This window comes from Aminobacter sp. P4_D5, assembly GCF_056401815.1.
On record NZ_JBFUIP010000575.1, the window covers coordinates 1 to 802 of the forward strand.

General features: G+C 71.2%; 1 protein-coding gene. It reads right to left on the reverse strand.

The window, feature by feature from the left end; all coding sequences use genetic code 11:
• The coding region (locus AC1DWF_RS33585) for a hydantoinase/oxoprolinase family protein (RefSeq protein WP_476842822.1) at positions 1 to 802 on the reverse strand (802 nt) is incomplete at both ends.

Here is an 802-nt window from a genome sequence, read left to right on the forward strand (position 1 = left end):
CGTCCATCGCACCGTCGAAGCTGCAGATGCGCGTGCCCTCCGCCCGCGGCGTCCCGCTCGCCGAGGGCCGGGTGATGCGCATGCCCGAGGGCTGCCGCGCCTGGACGCGCAGGGATTCGATCACGCAGGGCTCCTTCGTCGAATAGCCGAAGAGCGCGTGGTGGCGCGCGTGGAACGCCGCCTCGAGCGTGACGGGGTCGATCGGCAGGGTGAAGGGCACCGGCAGCGCGTCGTTCTGCGCGGCGTAGCGCATGAGGGCGGTGTGCTCCATGCCGATCGTTTCGGCCGCCACGCCATGCGAGACCAGCGGCTCCATTGCGTTGTCAGTGAGGTTTTCGAGATGCGCGCCGAAGGCGGCGCCATCGAAGCCGTCCAGCGGCAGACGCACGGTGCGCTGCTGCAGGAAGCTGACATCCGCCGTCAGGCAGCCCAGCGCGGAGAAGGCGCTGGAGGCGGCGGGCACGATGATCTGCCCGATGCCGTACATCTCGGCGATCCCGGCCGCGTGCATGGGCCCGCCACCGCCGAAGGCCAGCAGGGCGCAGTCGCGCCCGTCGATGCCGCGCTCCACGGTCACGCGGCGCAGGGCGCGCGCCATGGTGGCGTTGGCCACGCGCAGGATGCCGAGCGCCGTCTGGGTCAGGCCGAGGCCCAGCTCCTGCGCGATCGGCTCGATCACCGCCTTCGCACGGTCGAGGTCGAGGGAGATCCGCTCGCCGAGGCGGGCATTGGGGTCGAGATAGCCCAGCAGCGCGTTCGCATCCGTGATGGTGGGCTTCGTTCCACCCAGACCGTAGCAGGC